General features: G+C 69.2%; 13 protein-coding genes. 9 read left to right on the plus strand and 4 right to left on the minus strand.

Annotation, left to right across the window (positions count from 1 at the left end):
* Positions 1 to 896 precede the first annotated feature (896 nt).
* From WMF19_RS30360 to WMF19_RS30375, 4 genes are all read left to right on the plus strand, one after another.
* On the plus strand, positions 897 to 1,436 hold the full coding sequence (locus WMF19_RS30360) for a hypothetical protein (protein WP_437893569.1): 540 nt from the start codon (positions 897 to 899) through the stop codon (positions 1,434 to 1,436).
* A complete protein-coding gene (locus WMF19_RS30365; protein WP_437893570.1) occupies positions 1,433 to 2,200 on the plus strand; it encodes a hypothetical protein in 768 nt (255 codons plus the stop codon). The genes WMF19_RS30360 and WMF19_RS30365 overlap by 4 nt, the downstream gene beginning before the upstream one ends.
* Positions 2,197 to 2,760, plus strand: a complete 564-nt coding sequence (locus WMF19_RS30370; RefSeq protein WP_437893571.1) for a hypothetical protein — start codon at positions 2,197 to 2,199, stop codon at positions 2,758 to 2,760. Before WMF19_RS30365 ends, WMF19_RS30370 begins: the two co-directional genes overlap by 4 nt.
* A gap of 221 nt (positions 2,761 to 2,981) precedes the next feature.
* Positions 2,982 to 3,128 (plus strand): hypothetical protein, encoded by a 147-nt coding sequence (locus tag WMF19_RS30375; protein WP_437893572.1) that lies wholly within the window; start codon positions 2,982 to 2,984, stop codon positions 3,126 to 3,128.
* A gap of 176 nt (positions 3,129 to 3,304) precedes the next feature.
* On the opposite strand, the gene WMF19_RS30380 is transcribed toward WMF19_RS30375, so the two are convergent.
* From WMF19_RS30380 to WMF19_RS30390, 3 genes are all read right to left on the minus strand, one after another.
* Complete coding sequence (locus WMF19_RS30380; RefSeq protein ID WP_437893573.1) at positions 3,305 to 4,327, minus strand: hypothetical protein; 1,023 nt, start codon at positions 4,325 to 4,327, stop codon at positions 3,305 to 3,307.
* Positions 4,328 to 4,883: 556 nt separating this feature from the next.
* Entirely contained in the window at positions 4,884 to 6,521 is a 1,638-nt protein-coding gene (locus WMF19_RS30385) for a hypothetical protein (RefSeq protein WP_437901695.1), read from the minus strand.
* A 20-nt stretch (positions 6,522 to 6,541) separates the two neighbouring features.
* Positions 6,542 to 7,537, minus strand: coding sequence for a hypothetical protein (locus tag WMF19_RS30390; RefSeq protein WP_437893574.1), 996 nt, complete (start codon positions 7,535 to 7,537; stop codon positions 6,542 to 6,544).
* A 350-nt stretch (positions 7,538 to 7,887) separates the two neighbouring features.
* Between WMF19_RS30390 and WMF19_RS30395 the strand changes: the two genes are divergently transcribed.
* The 3 genes from WMF19_RS30395 (at position 7,888) to WMF19_RS30405 (ending at position 10,270) form a co-directional block, all read left to right on the plus strand.
* Positions 7,888 to 8,970 carry an RNA polymerase sigma factor gene (locus WMF19_RS30395; protein WP_437893575.1) on the plus strand — a complete coding sequence of 361 codons (1,083 nt, stop codon included), beginning with the start codon at positions 7,888 to 7,890 and terminating at the stop codon, positions 8,968 to 8,970.
* A 119-nt stretch (positions 8,971 to 9,089) separates the two neighbouring features.
* Positions 9,090 to 9,977, plus strand: a complete 888-nt coding sequence (locus WMF19_RS30400; RefSeq protein WP_437893576.1) for a helix-turn-helix transcriptional regulator — start codon at positions 9,090 to 9,092, stop codon at positions 9,975 to 9,977.
* Positions 9,978 to 10,063: 86 nt separating this feature from the next.
* Entirely contained in the window at positions 10,064 to 10,270 is a 207-nt protein-coding gene (locus WMF19_RS30405) for a hypothetical protein (RefSeq protein ID WP_437893577.1), read from the plus strand.
* A 36-nt stretch (positions 10,271 to 10,306) separates the two neighbouring features.
* Here the strand turns inward: WMF19_RS30405 and WMF19_RS30410 are convergent, their stop codons facing one another.
* Positions 10,307 to 11,380 (minus strand): class I SAM-dependent methyltransferase, encoded by a 1,074-nt coding sequence (locus tag WMF19_RS30410; RefSeq protein ID WP_437893578.1) that lies wholly within the window; start codon positions 11,378 to 11,380, stop codon positions 10,307 to 10,309.
* Positions 11,381 to 11,567: 187 nt separating this feature from the next.
* Between WMF19_RS30410 and cysS the strand changes: the two genes are divergently transcribed.
* Both cysS and WMF19_RS30420 read left to right on the plus strand, forming a co-directional pair.
* Positions 11,568 to 13,106: a cysteine--tRNA ligase gene (cysS, locus tag WMF19_RS30415; protein ID WP_437893579.1), complete on the plus strand. Its 1,539-nt coding sequence runs from the start codon at positions 11,568 to 11,570 to the stop codon at positions 13,104 to 13,106.
* A 649-nt stretch (positions 13,107 to 13,755) separates the two neighbouring features.
* A complete protein-coding gene (locus WMF19_RS30420; protein ID WP_437893580.1) occupies positions 13,756 to 16,359 on the plus strand; it encodes a LamG-like jellyroll fold domain-containing protein in 2,604 nt (867 codons plus the stop codon).
* The last annotated feature ends 55 nt before the right edge of the window (positions 16,360 to 16,414 follow it).

Consider the following 16,414-nt stretch of genomic DNA (forward strand, 5'->3'; position numbering starts at 1 on the left):
ACGGCGCCGCATGAACCCGGCGTCGAGGGAGGAGGTGTCCAGCGCGCGGAGGAGGCCATGTCGGCTGGTCCGGAGCGTCGTCGCGCGGTCCTGAAGGGCCAAGGGGGCGGTTTTTAAGCCATGGCGCGCGGGTTCGTAAGGCATGGCGCGCGGCTTCGAGGGCCTCCGTGGCCGGCTGGAGGGCGGGGTGGCCGGGATTTGAGCCGGATCTGGCGGCGTGGAGGGCATGTCGGGCGGACCGACATGCCTCCGGAGCGCCCGACAAGGCCTCCGGAACGCGGGGATGACCTTCCGGGGCGGCTGACATGGCCTTTGGAGCGGTCGCCAAGGCTTCGGGAGGGGTCGCCAAGGCTTCGGGAGGGGTCGCCAAGGCTTCGGGAGGGGTCGCCAAGGCTTCGGGAGGCGTCGGGATGCCCTCCGGGACGCGGGGGGTGGCCTTCCGCAGCGGCCGACGGGGCTTGCGGAGGGAGGCGGCGGGGTTCCGAGTTCGCCCCGCGCGTCGCACACCGCGGGAGCCGTGCTAGGCACGGAGGCCGCCCCGTCGACCGCCGCGGGTCGGTGCGGAAGAAAAGAGGCCGTCGCGATGCTTCAAAGGGGCCGCCGCCTTTCAGCGGCGGAGAGTGGTCTCGACGACTACGAGACATGTCGCGCACTTGCAATGCGGTTTGCGAGAGATACCCGATCCTACCGCGACGTGGACGGGCTTCCGGTGCCGGCAGGTGGACGAGCACGCGAGCCGCGCAGGCAGCTGCGCATTGGCGTGCGCTTTGGACGGGACGACCCCTGGTCCGTGGTGTGTGCTCGTCCAGATTCCGTTTGACGGCGGATCTCTATTATCAGAAGAATGCCCCGCGTCGGCACGTTGCTCACGAGTTGCGGAAGACGGGAAGGGGACGATGGGCACAAGAAGGCGGCGGATCCCATGGGGGATCCTGGTCATCCCGCTGCTCGTCGCCGTACCGACGCAAGGAGAGGCCTCCGAGCTGAGCGCCGGTGTGAGCCTCGGGTGGCTCCAGGCCGGTACCGTTCCGCGCCTCGCGGTGGGGCCGCACGCGAGCATATCTTGGCCCATCCAGCGAGACATCCTGTTCACGGTGCACGACCTGTGCACGATCCTACCCCCGATCCAGGAGGACGGGCTTGGGATCTACAACCAGACCTCGGTTGACATCGGGTACGCGTGGAAGGACGGCAACGTCGGCGCGGGGCCGTCTGTCGCGTTCTACCTCATGCCGGCGTGCGGCGTCACCTTGTGCGGCCACGTCGGTGGCTTGGCCGTAGGCGGCCACGCGCAGACCAACGCGTACGTCGCTGGACCGCTGGGGGTGTCGGCGAGCGTCAATGTGGATTGGGTCGGTCGGGGCAGCCTGGTGCTCCCGGGCTATGTGTCCGTCGTCATTGTTGCTGGTCCTGTGCTTCGATGGAGTGAGAAATGAACGTGAGAAAAGTTCTATTATTGATCTTGGTCATCGCGGTTTGGGCGCTGGCGGCGTGCAACATGACGTTCGGCGACTGCTATCCTGTGGGGGAAAGAACTTCGGGTGCAGGGGCCGGTCCGGGCTCCGAGCCACGTCCCGTCTTCACCTCCTCCGCATCCGGTGACTTCGGGGCCGACCCCCAAGGCGGCGGCGAGCGCAAGATCGCCTGCAACGAGTGGGAACTCGAAGACGAAGAGGAGAGACCGAGCGACAGCTCGGAGACCCCAACGACATACCGCCCGGAGAGCCCGCGAGACCAGTGCCCCGGAGCCGGCGATGTGGCGGGAGCCGGAGCGACCTTCTTGAGCTGTAGCGGTGCATGCAGCTCGAAGTGTCCGAAGCCTGGAATGGCCCACTTTGTCTGGGTAGATTTCGATTCGTCGTTCTTTACGTTTGTTACCATTGTCGAGGATGACGGCCGGGGGAAGGCGGGCGGGTGGCAACAGGCCAAGACAAACCTGAATTTCAAGCACGTATTTTCAGGCGGCACCACCGAGTGGTCCTGCGCTGTCACCATCAAAATGCCGATCCGGACTGAATTTATGGGGAAAATCGATCCACTTCGTGCAGCCAGCCTCAGCGAAGAGATCACGGAGGATGTTGCCAACGTCATGGACTACAACCTGCCGCCAGGGATCTTTTGTACAAGATTTGGCACTCAGGCAAAAGCCGCGTTCAAGTCCAAGTACCCGCTACTCGGCGCGTCGGTGACGAGTCCATGAAGACAACTCGCTCCGAGCTGCTCGACGTTATCTACCGATTCTACCCGCGGGGTGTGCAACAAATCATGCGCATCTATGTGCCTCCGGGCGAGCCCGTCTACGAGGACACGGAGGAGCACGGCCGCCTGGTGGAAGCCGCAAATCGCGGGCGAGCGGAGTACCCGAGGTGGGAAGCGATGATCCACCGTATGTACGAACGATACGGCCTTCAAAACGAGTCGCTCAACCTGTTTGCGGGGGGGATCGACCCGGCGTACTCGGCCCGCATCTATCGCCCCAAGGACTTCGAGCCCGCTCCTTCGCTCAGCAGCAGGGCTTCGCTCAGCTTCCACGTGAGCCTTCTCGGGCCTTATTATGGAATCCACAGCAGGGGCGAGCCCGACGAGATACCGGCGGCGGTCGCAGAAGAGATCGAGGCCACGTACCCCGGCTACCAGCCGATCCCGCCGGAGCTCGGGAACGAAGTGGTGCCGGATGTGGCGATGGACGGGGTGATGATGGGCGAGGCGACGATCTACGTGTGCCTCTTCTCGGACGTCTGGACTTGGGTGGATCCGTAACCACAGCCCCGGGCGGCTGTCGTCCACGTGACCGCATTCGGCGCCACGGTTTGCGGAGCGGCCGCGCGCGTCGAGGTCGACGCCCGCAGGCGCGCGATGACGCCGGCGTCGACCATGGCGCCGGAGCAGATAGCGGGGCCGCGGCGTCAAGGAATATCGCGGCGTGGTCCGCACCTTCCGGCGGACCGGCGGCGGTGGTTGATGAAAAGGACGGTTGCCTGATGAAAAGAGCGTGTTCTCCCGGGTGCGGCGCGGTGGCTGTCTCCTTCAGCTCGGAGCCCCGGGATTGGGTGTGGGTCGCCGTGGCCCTGCTCGTGCTCGTCGGCATGGGCGCGGCGCTCGTCCTCGGCTTCACGCGCCGTCGCTGAAGCGGTAGGCCGCCCGCACCCCGGAGGGGGCCCGCTCCCTTGTCCTTCCGGTCGGCAGTGGCCGTCGCCGCAATCGGCTGGAGCGCGGCGATGGTTCCCGCGATCACGCCATGGCGGATCGCCCGAGGCGTATGCGCTTCACACCGTTTGCAGGGTTCGCCTGATGTGTCGTGATCCTAGTCAGGGAAGCGCTGTGTCTCGACCTGGATGCCGTCCTCCCCGTGGATCTCTTCGCCGGACCAATCCCAGCTCACGCCGCCCTTGCCCGGCGGTCCCAGCTCGTAGGTCACGCCCTCCAGCGTGAGCTGGTCCTCGTCGAGGTAGGCGATGCCGATCGAGTCGCCGCCGCGCCCGGGGCCGCCGTAGCCGCCGTCGCCCCCATGGCCGCCGTCGCCACCCTCGCAGGACCACGTGCCGTCCCCCACGGCGCCGCCTAGTTCGCCTCGGCCCCCATCGCCGCCTTCCTCGGGCTCCCCGCCGTTGCCACCTGGGCCCGCGCCGAGGGTGATGATGACGCTATCGCGCAGCGTCAGCTTGGCGTGGAGCGCGACGATGCCGATGGTCGGGTGCCCGTTTTCGCCCCCGCGACCGCCCCTGCCGCCGCAGCCGCCGACGCCTCCCGAGCCGCCGCCGGCGCCTCCCTTGGAGGCCACGCCGCACGTGGAGAGCCCCCCTCGACGGCCGCCGCCCCCGCCGCCCCCTTGGCCCGGCATCCCCCTTTCGCCGTCGCCTGCCCAGTCGCTCTCCCATCCTGTCTCGGTGATACGCCCGATGCCCAGACCCGCGGCGCCGACGGCGCCGTACCGGCCGGAGCGCCCGTTGTGTCCACTGCTGCAGTGGGTGGACACGCCCCCGACGCCTCCCCGCCCATCATACCCGGAGTTTGGCGTTGGCGACGGCTCCCCGTCGTCCCCGTCCTCCGCGCCGTCGGGGAGCCCATCGCCTCCCTTGCCGCCAACGCTCGGGATTCCGCCGTCGCACCGATTCACCACCGCCGGGCCGCCGGGGACGGTGTCTGCCGAGCACGCATCGCCGCCGTACATGCCATCCGGTCCTGTCGCTGCCTCATTTAGCCCGCCCCATTTCTCCCCTTCGTGACCTGCCCATCCGTACGACGTGCGAACTTCGCTCCGGATGACCTCCACGACCGTGCCGGATTGCACGAGCATTCCGATCGGGCCGCCCGACTGGAGCCGCATGTCGATGATCGTCGATACCCCGTCCGCGGCTCCCGTATCTCCGGCGCTCGCCGGTACGACGGTCAGAGCGATGCCGTCGGTAGCTCTAATCTGAAGGATCGAGGGCGCGAAGCGGGGCATCCGCTTCCAGTCGATGCAGCTGAAGCCGCCGATCAGGTCCACGCCGGAAGGCAGCGCGAGGGGCCCGAAGAAGCCGTCGGCGCACGCAAACACGCGCCCGCGTGCGGCACGCGCGAGCTCCACGGCGCGCTGCAACGTGCGCACGGGCCGCTCCTTCGTACCCGGGTTCGCGTCGTCGCCGTCGCCCCAAACGCCGGCCACGAACACCCCGCAGCCATCCTCCCACACGTCCGCGGCGAGGCGATCGAGACAGAACGACTCTGGCGGCGCGTCCCCCTGACACGACGAGGTGCCGTCGCACCCCGTTCCGCCCGGCTCATTGGGACCCGGTGCGGTGCCGCAGCCGGCCGCGACGAGCAGCAGCGCGGGGGACAGATGGATCGCTCTTGTGGTTCGCATCGTTCTCCCTCGATGTCGTGTCGTGAAGGGGGGGCATTCACTGGGGCGGTGGGGGATCGGGGACTTCGAATTGCCGATAAGTCATGGATTCGCCTTGCAGGCCCATCCCGACGGGGTCATCAGGCGCTGCATAGCCGGCGAGACCCCCGTCCCCACCTCTTCCGGCCGTTGCGGGCGCGTCCGGACCGAAGGTCACGGAGGCAGCGATGGACGCGACGCCATACGAAGGGCCGCCAAGGCCACCTCCGGCATCGCCTCCGCGGCCGCCGTTGCCTCCACGGCCGCCTCTGCACGCGGGCCACATATTGTTATAGCCGACCCCACCCCAACCGCCCTGAAGCCCAACGCCCCCCAGTTGGCCCGTCCCGCCAACCCCACCGCCGCCGCCGTTGCCTGCAAACACCTCCGTGCGCTCGAGCGTCAGCGCGCTCCCCTGCAACGCAACGATGCCGATGCTCGCCCCGCCATAGCCGCCGCCCTTGCCTCCCTGGCCGCCGCAGCCGCCGCTTCCTCCCGAGCCGCCGGCCGCCCCGGCCTGAGGTCGGCCCGCCGGGCACGCCATCATCTCGCCTCGCGATTTGCTGCCGCCACCGCCGCCGCCCCCCTGGCCGGCGCCGCCCTTCTTCCCGTCCTGACCCCGGACGCCGATCCAGCCATTGATGCTGAGCTGGCCTATGCCCACCGCGCCGGCCGCGCGACCGCCGTCAAGGCCGTCCTTCCCGCCTTTGCCAGCACCGCAATGCTCGCTCCCCGCGCCAGTGCCTCCAAGCCCGTAGCGGTCTGGATTCTCCGCGGGCACCGGCTGCCCCGCGGCGCCATCGCCCCCCGATTCGATGTCGCCGTAGCCCCCAGGTCCGCCCGCCGACTCGATGCCGTCGTCGCACACCGTCACGACGGGGAGAGCACCTTTCGCGAAGTCCGCGGTGCAGGCGTCCGCGCCGTCATTCCCCTGCACGCCGTTGTTGGCCGGATCGCTGCGCGCGTCCTCCCCCGGCTCCCCGTCCTTGCCGTTGCCGGCGACGATCACGCTGTCCTGCACGATCGCCGCGGCCGCCGTGCTCAAGATCATCGCGATCGACGACTTTCCATCGCGCGCGGAGGCGTCGGCCGCCACGGCGCGCACGCCGAAGATCACGGACGTCGCGTCGTCCCCTGCGATGACCGCGTCGTTCCCCCCGAGGACCCGCAGAGGGATCCCCACCGGCGGAGCGATGATCGTCGGGTGATCCGGTCCGTCGAACGACCCCGCATACGACCAATCCCCGCCGTCACACAGGCGCCCGCCCCAGAGGTCGACCCCGGAAGGCAGCGTGATCGCCTCCTCGAACGACCCGCCGCACGCGTACACGCGCCGGGTCGCCGCCTCGTCGTGGCCTCGCCCGTGCGCGGCGAGCCCGATCGCGTGTTGCAGGGTCTTCACCGGCGCGTCCTTCGTGCCGGGGTGCCTGTCGTTGCCTGACGACGCGCTGACGAACACCCCGCATTCGTCCAGCGCCGGCGCGGTACCAGGCTCTCCTGCGCAGGGGTCGGGCGGAGGCTCCGGATCGGGGGCGCAGTCCAGCCCTTCCCAGCAAGCATCGGAATAACGGCACGCGGTCGACGCGCCCGCGCTCCACGCGCACAGCACCACGGCGAAAACGGAAGCTCGAGCGCTTCGGCCGCCCTGCGAACGCATCTCCACCGCCCCGCCTGACCTCACCACCGTCCCTCGATCCTCACGCCGGTCTCACGCCCGGTCGCCACGGGCGAGACGTGGATCCGCTCCTGAGCCGGCGAGAGCCCCAGGAAGGAGAAGTCGGTGAAGAAGGACGCGGCCGTCGCTGCGCCGAGGACACCCCCCGTGATGAGCAGGGCCGTGCCCAAGCCGTCGGAGAGATTGCGCTCGTCGAGGAGGCGGCGCAGGGCGCCGCACGAGGAGCGCTGGGACGCTTGCCAGCACATCGACGAGCTGGACGTCCGACCACGCGTGAGCCCGTCGCGTTGCTCGCTCGCGTCACCATCCAGCGTGCTGGCCCTGATCATCAGGACGGCGCCCGTCGACAGGGTGGCCGTCGTGGCGGTGATTCCCGCGATACGCAGCGTCCCCGGCCAGGAAGCCCACGGGCTGGGGGCCTGCGCGCGCACGACGGGTGAAGAGCTCCTGGTCTCCGGCGTTTCCTTCGGTGAACCCGGCGCGCTCTCCGGAACTTGGCTCACCGCCATACGCGCCAACGGCATTCTGACGTTGTACGCCGTGGCGGCCACAGCCCCGAACTCATGGAACCCATCCTGGCGGCCCGGGGCGCTGGCCCGCACGATGCGTTGGCCGGGCTCCAAGAACAGCTTGTACGTCCGCGCGACCCGGCCTACCCACTTGCCGTCGACGAGCACCTCGGCATCCGGCGGATCGACGGAGAGCACGAGTGTCGCGACGTGCGATGTTGCCTCGCGCTCTCCTTTCTCGAATCGCAGCTGAAGCGCGAGCGGCAGCGCCGTGCGCTGCTCGAGGCTGAAGGCCAGGTGCTCGGCGGCATCGCGGTACTTGCGCAGCGCGAGCTCGCAGAGGCCAAGCTCGCCGGCGAGCTCCGCGCGCTCTCGCTCCGTGCTGGACGCCGGGTCTGCTGCCTCGAAGGCGGCCTTGTAGGAGGCGTATGCCTCGGTCCACTGCCCGGCGTCGCGCGCCCTGCGACCGCGGCGAACATGGTCCTTCACCGTTGCGCCGTCACGTGGTCCTGGCTCCGGATAGGCGTCCTCCGCGCTGGCCGAGCTCGCAGCGCCGGCTGCGGCGAGGAGCGCAGAGAAGAGCAGAGCGCGTGCGGAACATCGCATGGTTGGACGGTACTCGCGCCAGCCGCGCGGCGTCAACGGGAGCGAATCGATGCAAAGTGGCCCTGGCAGTGGCAAATTGCGTTCGGGTGCGGCAATGCGACCGCCTATTCGCGGCAGCGTAGCGAAGACTCGAGCACCTGAACGCATGTATCGCGTGCCACCTGGTGCTACCAAAGTGGCCGCTCCTTGCACTTTCCTGCACCGTTTCGAGCGGCTCAGGGATGCTACCTACCGTGGGCAAGCCAGCGACCCATCTCCTCAACTTCTTCAACCGCTTCCGGCGCCTGGCCAGGCTTCACGGCGTGCCGGCGCGCGACGCCGAGGACGTCGCGCAGAACGCGCTGCTGCGGGGATTGGAAGTGGCGAGGCGGGTCGAGCTGAGCGGCGATCCGGCGCGGTACTTCGTCACGATCGCCCTCAACGAGGCACGGAAGCACAGGCGGAACGAGCGCCGCCGCGGAGAGGTGCTGACGTCGTTCGCGGAGCGCGATCCCCGAGACGAATGCCCCACGCCGGAGGAACTGCTGCGCTTGCGGCAGCGGGAAAAGCTGGCCCGGGACTTGCTCGACCGGGTCGGCCCCAAGTACCGGGATCTCTTGGTCAAGCACGAGCTGGAGGGGACACCGCTCTCCACGATCGCCGCCGAGCTGAACGTCCCGTTGGATACGGTGAGGGCGCAGCACCGCCGGGCTTGGGATCGACTCGTTGCGGCTTTCAAGCGGTGGACGGCCCGGCAACCCGCGCACGGTAGGGACGAGAGCGCCTGCGTCCCGCTGGTGCTCGGGCTGGCCCGCCGTGCGTCGTGGACGGCCTGGTTGCGCCGGCTGGGCGTGAGGATCGTCGTCCAGGTTGCGTTCGTCGTGTTGACCGGCGCGCTCCTCTCGGCGGTGCCGCCGCTGCCCAGCGCGGAATCGTGGCTGCCCCCGGCGGCATTCCGCGCACCGGGGCGCGCGCCCGCACCAGACGACGTCACGGCGCAAGGCTCACGTGCTAGCGCGCATTCCGCTGCCGCGCCCGCCGCGCACGAGAGCTCGGCGCCGGCGGCAACAGGCAGCGCGCGCGCTGAGGCTGTGGTGAGCAGCACGCCCGCACCCTCTGTGACGACAGCACGTCGTATCTCGTCCCCGGGGAGCCCCGTGTGGCCAGCGGTCACCGCACGCGAGATGCGCCTGATCAGCCAGGCCCGAAGGGCCATCGAGGACAACGACGGAGAGGGCGATCACGAGGCGCGCCTGCTGCTCGAAGCCCATGCGCGGGAGTTTCCGCGCGGTCGGCTCGCAGCGGAGCGCGAAGCGCTGTTCAGGCACATTCGCTGAATCGTCGGCCGTCGATCGACGGCGAGCTGACGGTGACGCTGATGGTGTCTTCAGAGCAGACAGCACAGGGCCGAGATCTGTCTTGCGTAGGAATGCTTACATCCAGGAGGAGAATTACCATGGAGGACATGCTGGGTGCGATGTGGCTCGTGTCGCCGCTCGGGCTCGCGATGATCGCGTGCGTCGCGATCGGCTTCGCGGTCACCGCGCGCGAAGCGCTGGGACGCGAGCGCGGGCTTCGCGAGGCGCGCGAGCACGCGCGTGATGACGAGGAGGCAGCTCTCACCGATGCGAAGGAGCAGGCCGTGGGGGACCGGGATCGATACCGGCGCCTTCTGGACTGTCACGTCGACGCGGCGCTCGCGGAGCTGAGAGACGCCCGAGGGCGCCCCGTCCCCTGGCCGGGAAGGGTCCTCGAGTCGTTCTGTGCGACGACGCCTTCGTGGAGGAGGAAGCTGGCCGAGTGCACGGGGTTGGAACCGAGGGAGGTGGAGCGGCTGCTGAGGAGCGACCTGCCCATGACGCCCGGCCTCGCGCGGCAGCTGGAGACCTTCACCGGCACGCCGGCGCGGTACTGGGAGCGCCTGTGGCGGCTGCACGACGACTACCGGACGGACGCCGAGGAGAGCGTGGTGATCCAGGTTGGCGAGCCCGTCACCGAGCGCGAGAACTCGGCGCGTCCCGCGTCGTCGCCGGTGCAGAGCTCGACACCGCCGACGGTACCTCCCCGCGCGCTCGACGTTCCCCCTCCTGTGGTGCCGTCTCCCGAGCTTGCGGCCAGGAGCCCGCGAGCGAAGCTCCCGCCGCCTCCACTGCCGCGGCTTCGGTCGCCGCTCGCTGTCCGCGCCGCCACGGGGACTGAGCCCGCCCGGCGCGCTGCGACGCTGACGAGCTTCCCGCTACAGCGCGACGAAGGAGGGGCGAGCTCCGCCAACGGGTCCGATTGGGAGGAAGCAGAGCGCTCTCCGCTGAACACGACGCTTCCGGGAGTAGGGAGCCATGGGTGAGCGCAGTCGTGCCTCGCATCCCGTCGACGTGGACATGCGAGCCGGAGTACGCGCCGGGCAGTAGATTGCCCAAGGAGGGTAAGTCTATGTCTCGTCCGAAGAGAGACGAGGGCGGCGCCGCGCACGACCGCTTGTTTTGCCCGATGCTGATGCGTGCCGTGCTGCGCTGGCTGGCGCGGCTAGTACTACAGCCGCACCTGCGGCCCATCTGCGGCTGCAGACGGGCGGACGGACGCGGATTTCTCGACGATTTTGATGCCTACAGCCGCACCTCGGACCAAGTGCGGCTGTAGTACTAATGCGTCGGCGCTGGCGGGGCGCAGGGCGGGTCAGCGGGCGGGCTTGACGAACTTGAGGGTCATGCGGTCGCTTTCGCCGATCGCGGCGTAACGCGCGCGATCCTTGTCGCCGAGCCGGAAGTTCGGCGGCAGGGTCCAGACCCCTTCGGGGTAGTCTTTCGTGTCCTTCGGATTCGCGTTGACCTCGGACTTGCCGCCGAGCTTGAAGCCCGCCGACTCGATCTTCTGGATCACCCACGCTTCCGGGAGGTATCCCTGCTTCGCGCTCTCATCGGGGTTGGCGTCGGGCTTGGCGCGGTGCGCCTCGACACCGAAGACGCCGCCCGGCTTGAGCGCCTTGAACGCCTCGGCGACGTAGGCGTCGAACTTGCCGTTCCGGTGCCAGTTGTGCGCCTCGCGAATGGCGATGACGAGGTCGGCCTTGCCCTCGATCCCGAGCTTCGGGCTGTCGCGATCGATCACGATGACATCGACCTTGCCGAAGAGATCGGGTGACTTCTCGAGCATGCGCTTCACGCGCTTTCCATAGAGCGTGTTGCGCGAGTCCTCGGGGCCGTTCGGATCGAACGCCGTGATGAGGAGCTTGCCCTTCTTCGCGAGCACCGGCGCGAGCAGCTCGGTGTACCAGCCCTCGCCGGCCCCGAGCTCGATGACCGTGCTCGTCTGCTTGAGGCCGAAGAACTCCAGGGTCTCGACAGGGTGCCGGGCGGCGTCGCGCTCGGCGTTGCCCGGGGTGCGGTGCTTCCCCTTGAGCGCCGCCCGCAGCGCGGCGCCCGCGCTCGGGTAATTGGCCGCGATGAGCGCCTTGACCTGGGCCTTGAGCGCGTCGTCGAACCGCGCCGCCTCCTTGTCGGCCTTGGCCTCCATGGCCTTCGTGTCCTCGGCGAGCTTGGCGAGCTCCGCCTGCTTCTTCTCGGCTTCCGGGTCCGCCTTGGGCGGCGTCGCCGCCTCGGGCTGCGCGGCCGGCGCGGCGGCCGGCGGCGCCGGCGCGGGGGCCGGCGGCGGGGGCGGGGCGCTCTCGACGGGCGGGGGGCTCCCCGCGCAAGCGGAGAGGGAGAGCGCGCCAGCGAGGACGAACAGCAAGGTCCTTGAAGTGATGTGCATGCGCGGTTGCCTAGACCGGAGGGAGGACGGCCGCAAGGCGTCGCAAGACGTGGCGAGACGACGCAAAGCAAGGCAAGACACCGCGAAACCACAGGGAAAACCGGCGAGGTTCCGCGTTGACCGGGCGACGGGGCCAGGGTAGCGTACGCGGTCCCGGGGGGTGCTCGCACACTCACGCAGGTGGCCGATGCCGCTCAAGGTCCATAACACGCTCACGAGGAAGAAGGAGCCTTTCGTCTCCGCCCGGCCGAAGGTCGTGCGCATCTACACGTGCGGTCTCACGGTCTACGCTCCGATGCACATCGGGCATGCGCGCACCTACTGCTTCTGGGACGTCTTCCGCCGCTACCTCGAGTACCGCGGCTATCATGTGCTGAGCATCATCAACTACACGGACATCGACGATCGCATCATGCAGCGCGCGAGCGAGCGCGAGGGCGCCGTCGACGTCGCCGAGCGGAACATCGCGGCGTTCCGGCGCGACTGCCGCAAGCTCCACATCAAGGACTACGCCGTCTACACGCGCGCCACCGACTTCGTCGACGAGCAGGTCGACATGGCGAAGCGCCTGATCGAGAAGGGCCACGCCTACACGGTGAACGGCGAGGTCTTCTACGAGGTCGGCACGTGGGCGTCCTACGGTGAGCTCTCGGGGCGCAAGGTCGACGAGCAGGAGGTCGGGGCGAGCGGCCGCGTCGAGGAGGACTTCGCTCGGAAGAGGCACCCGGCGGACTTCAGCCTCTGGAAGCCGACCGGCACGGGCCAGCCGAGCTGGCGCACCGGCGAGGAGGGGTGGCCGACCGGGCGCCCCGGCTGGCACATCGAGTGCTCGGCGATGAGCACGGCGCTCCTGGGCGACCATTTCGACGTCCACGGGGGCGGCATCGACAACATGTTCCCTCATCACGAGAACGAGATCGCGCAGAGCGAGCCGCTCTGCGGGCGGCCCTGGGTGCGCTACTGGCTGCACCCGGAGCACCTCGATCTCAAGGACGTGAAGATGTCGAAGAGCCTCGGGAACGTCATCTCCATCGAGGAGCTCCTGTCGAGGCACGGGCACGACGAGGCGCGGTGGTTCTTCGTGACGCAGCATTACCGTTGCAAGCTCCCGTTCGGCTGGGAGCTGCTCCAGCAATCCGCTTCGGGCTATGCGCGCATCAAGAAGCTCGCGACGGTCCTCGCCGAAAAGCTGCGCGGCGCGACGGAGGCTCCCCTCGCCCCGGGCGCGTACGCGTCGCAGCGCCCCGAGGAAGAGCGGTTCCCGAGGATGCGCCACCAGTACGTTCACGGCCAGTTCGGGGAGCTCACCGAGCGGTTCATCGCGCGCTTCATCGAGTCGATGGACGACGACCTGAACACACCGAACGCCGTGGCTGCATTTTTCGATTACGTGAGCGCGCTCTACTCGGCGGGGATCGAGCAGTGCGAGGATCGCCCCTCGATGCTCGCTGTCTACCGGGCCATCGTGCGTCACCTCGCGGTGTTCGGGGTGGAGATCGCCGAGCCGGCGCTCTATCCGGAGCTCGTCCCGGACTACGCGCTCGCCCCTGCCGAGGGCGCGGCGGGGCGCGGGGGTGACGCCGCGATCGACCGGCTGATCGCCATGCGCCAGGCGGCCCGGAAGGCGAAGGACTTCGCCAAGGCGGACGCCATCCGCAACCTGCTGACCGAGGCAGGCGTCGTGCTCGAAGACACCCCCCAAGGCCCCCGCTGGTCTTCCTCCTGAGGAGCTCTCCCGCTTCGGAGACGGGCCCATCTCGACGTTTTCGGTGCTCGGCGTACATGAGTACGCCTCCGCGCCGAAAACGCCGATCTGGGCCCGTCTCCTGTGCGGGAGAGCTCCGCAAACGGGTGTATCAGAGGCCGGAGAAAGAGCGGAGAGGATCGCGCGGCGGAAACCTGCCGGGGGCAGGTGCCGCGCGGCGAAGGTGGATGCGGCGGCGCGGCATATAGAAGCGGCGCAATGGATGGTCGCTCGACGGCGGAGCTGCGGTCGGGACGAAGTGTGACGGGCGCGCGGCTGCGAGGAGGAACCTTGTTGTCCCTCTTGGCCGCGCGCAGCTGCGCACCATTTGGACGCGTCGGAAGCGTGCTTGTTTGATCTCGAGCAGCCGCCTGGGACCGCAAAATGGGTGTGCCAGATGTGCCAGTGTCGGGGTTCAACGACATGGCCAGGCACGCTGGGATCGACGCGACAAGGCGAAAACCTCGATCTTGAGCCGGGCATATCAATTGCCAATCGGGTGCTCCGCACCGGCATCCAAACCCGAACAGCCCGGTCGGGTCTGACAGACGCCTGTTCGCGTCGCCGGCCGCAGCTCGAGCTGCGGCCGGACGGCGCTCGTGCAGTCAACTCTTACCCAACGAGAACGCAGATGCGGAACCTCTCCTTCGGCTTCGCCCATCCTCTCTCAATCAAAACCAGCTCGGCCGCGGTCCTCGCCCTGCTCGCCTCGGGCGCCGCCGCGTGCGGAAGCTATGGCGTCGATGAAGGCTCACTCGGCGATGCAGAACTAGCCCTCGAAGCGACAGTCGGCGCGTCGAGCGCCGTCAGCGGCGTCGGCACCGGCGTCGGCGGCTTCGGCAGCAGCTCGGTCGCCACCTCCACCACCGGCGTCGGCGGCGGCGGCTCCGGCAGCAGCGTGGTCGCCAGCTCCAGCAGCGTCGGCAGCGGCGGCTCGGGCAGCAGCAGCACCTCGTCCATCGCCGGCGTCGGCGGCGGCGACCCCGCCACCACCACCGGCGGCGGCGTCGGCGTCGGCGGCGGTGACCCCGGCGATCCGCCCCCGGTCGGGCCGCCGGCCGTCGGCTTCTGGCAGCTCGACGACTGCAACGCCGCGACGACGGCGCTGTTCGACTCGTCGGGCAACGGCAACACGGCCACCCGCTCGGCCAACGCGGCGTGCGCTCAAGGGATCAGCGGCCTCGGGGTCGCCTTCAACAAGGACAACGACAAGATCCTGGTCGACGACGATGCAAGCTTCACGTTCGGACAGAACCTCGCGGTCGCCGCGTGGGTCAAGCCGACCGCGGTGTCGGGGTCGACGCCGCGGACCATCGTGCAAGAGAAGGGCGGCGGAGAGACGAGCTTCTCGCTCGACATCAAGAACAGCCAGGCGCGGTTCACCGTGACCTTGACCAACGGGCGGACGGTCACCTCCCGCGCCCCCATCCAGGCCAACGTGTGGACCCACGTCGCGGGCACCTACGACGGCAGGTTCGTGCGGCTCTTCCTGAACGGCGAGCAGGTCGGCCAGATCAGCGCGGCGGGCACGCTCCACGACATCGACGCGCCCATCCGTATCGGCAACAACGTGCAGAAGGAGCGCTTCACGGGCGTGCTCGACGAGGTCTGGCTCTCGGCCTCACCGACGACCGGCTCGGAGATCGCCCAGCTCTCCTGCCTGAGGCGCCCCGTGACGGTCGTCGTCACGCCGGAGAGCAGCGGCCCGGTCGCCCCGAACACGCCGGTGACGTACCAGGTCGACGTCACCAACAACGATGTCGGTTCGTGCCGCCCCGGCGACTACCTCCTCAATATCTCCAGCCCGTCGGCGGGCATCGACCTCTCCGTGGATCCCGCGTTCATCCCCGGCGTCCTGCCCGGGAACACGGCGACGTTCCCCGTCACCGTCACCGGCACCGAGGACGCGGAGCCAGGCGCCCACGAGCTCCCCTTCTCCGTGATCAACTTCAACTCGCCCGAGTTCGTCGTCGCCTCGGGGGCCCTCGACTTCGAGCTGATCGAGCCGACGGGGTGCTTCGTCCGGACGAGCCGAGAGATCTTCGTGAAGCACCTCAGCGTGGTCGAGGATCCCCTCCGCACGACGTTCAACGGGCCGCCGGGCGATCCGCGCACGGGCGCATGGACGTTCGCGCGCCTGATGGAGGACATGGCGCCCACGCCCGCCGAGGCGCCGGCCATGGTCGAGGAGCTCTTCAGCACCTGGCTGACCGATCAGGTCGTGAACGGCTTCACCGTGCCGGCACGCCCGACGATTCAGCAGGTCGTGCTCGACGAGTGGCCGAGGAGCCCTGACGGGTCGCTCGACCTGCAGCAGGCGCCGCTCCTGCTGCTCGGCATCGTCAACAGGATCGACGTGCGCAACCTCGCCGAAGGCAACGCCGGCGAAGGGAGGTTCGTGTTCGGCGTCGTCAGCCAGGGCTTCTCGCAGCAGTTCACCGTGATCCTGGAGTACAAGCTCCCCGCGTCGACCGAGGCCGACGTGCTCGACTGGGCCAACGACTGGCACGCCCTCGGCAGCCTGCCCTTCCCCTCCGAAGCGTACAACGCGGCGCTCCAGGACATCACCACGCGGTTCGCAGGCCGGAACGCCGCGCCCGGCAAGCCGAACGGGAGCTCGCTCGGGCAGCTCCGCACGAACGAGATCGCGCTCGCGGGGCCGTGGGAGCTGCGCGAGTTCGTCCTCTCGCCCCAGACGGGCTTCCTGCGGCCGGAGACCGTCAAGCTGACGCCGGATCTCGGGTTCGACGGATCGCCCACGCTCGCTGCCTTCGTGAACCAGAACGAGGCCTCGATCATCGCGGAGCAGCACACGGTGCCCGACACGTTCCAGGGGAGCCCGTTCCTCGGCGGATCGTCGTTCAACAACCTCACGGCCTGGACCGCTCCTGGCATCCTCAACAACGAGGCACGGCACAAGTTCTCGCTCAACACCTGCAACGGGTGCCACGGCGCGGCGGAGACCGGGACGGGGTTCCTGCACGTGAACCCGAGGTCGCCAGGGAACGAGGCGTCGCTGTCGGGCTTCATGACCGGGACCACCATCCCTGATCCGGTGACCGGCGAGCCGCGCACCTTGAACGATCTGAGGCGCCGGAACCAGGATCTCACGGCGCTTGTCTGCGAGCCCCCGACCTCCGCGGCGCTCAGGGCCGCGCCGAGCGGCGGCGTGTCGGCCAGCGCGGCCGCGAGCCGCTCGGCGTTCATCCGCCGCGGCATCGGGCGCGTGCACTGATCCGGAAGCGCCCCGGCGCGAGGGGCGGCGGGCGCGGCCAGCGAGCCGCGCCCGC

The sequence above is a fragment of the Sorangium sp. So ce124 genome (assembly GCF_051525235.1).
Lineage (GTDB): Bacteria > Myxococcota_A > Polyangia > Polyangiales > Polyangiaceae > Sorangium > Sorangium atrum.

Coding starts and splice junctions, on each gene's coding strand:
- WMF19_RS30375 (WP_437893572.1), top strand. CDS start 2,982: ATGAAAAGAGCGTGTTCTCCCGGGTGCGGCGCGGTGGCTGTCTCCTTC.
- WMF19_RS30405 (WP_437893577.1), top strand. CDS start 10,064: ATGTCTCGTCCGAAGAGAGACGAGGGCGGCGCCGCGCACGACCGCTTG.
- WMF19_RS30420 (WP_437893580.1), top strand. CDS start 13,756: ATGCGGAACCTCTCCTTCGGCTTCGCCCATCCTCTCTCAATCAAAACC.
- WMF19_RS30400 (WP_437893576.1), top strand. CDS start 9,090: ATGGAGGACATGCTGGGTGCGATGTGGCTCGTGTCGCCGCTCGGGCTC.
- WMF19_RS30370 (WP_437893571.1), top strand. CDS start 2,197: ATGAAGACAACTCGCTCCGAGCTGCTCGACGTTATCTACCGATTCTAC.
- WMF19_RS30385 (WP_437901695.1), bottom strand. CDS start 6,521: ATGCGTTCGCAGGGCGGCCGAAGCGCTCGAGCTTCCGTTTTCGCCGTG.
- WMF19_RS30365 (WP_437893570.1), top strand. CDS start 1,433: ATGAACGTGAGAAAAGTTCTATTATTGATCTTGGTCATCGCGGTTTGG.
- WMF19_RS30410 (WP_437893578.1), bottom strand. CDS start 11,380: ATGCACATCACTTCAAGGACCTTGCTGTTCGTCCTCGCTGGCGCGCTC.
- cysS (WP_437893579.1), top strand. CDS start 11,568: ATGCCGCTCAAGGTCCATAACACGCTCACGAGGAAGAAGGAGCCTTTC.
- WMF19_RS30360 (WP_437893569.1), top strand. CDS start 897: ATGGGCACAAGAAGGCGGCGGATCCCATGGGGGATCCTGGTCATCCCG.
- WMF19_RS30380 (WP_437893573.1), bottom strand. CDS start 4,327: ATGCGGCTCCAGTCGGGCGGCCCGATCGGAATGCTCGTGCAATCCGGC.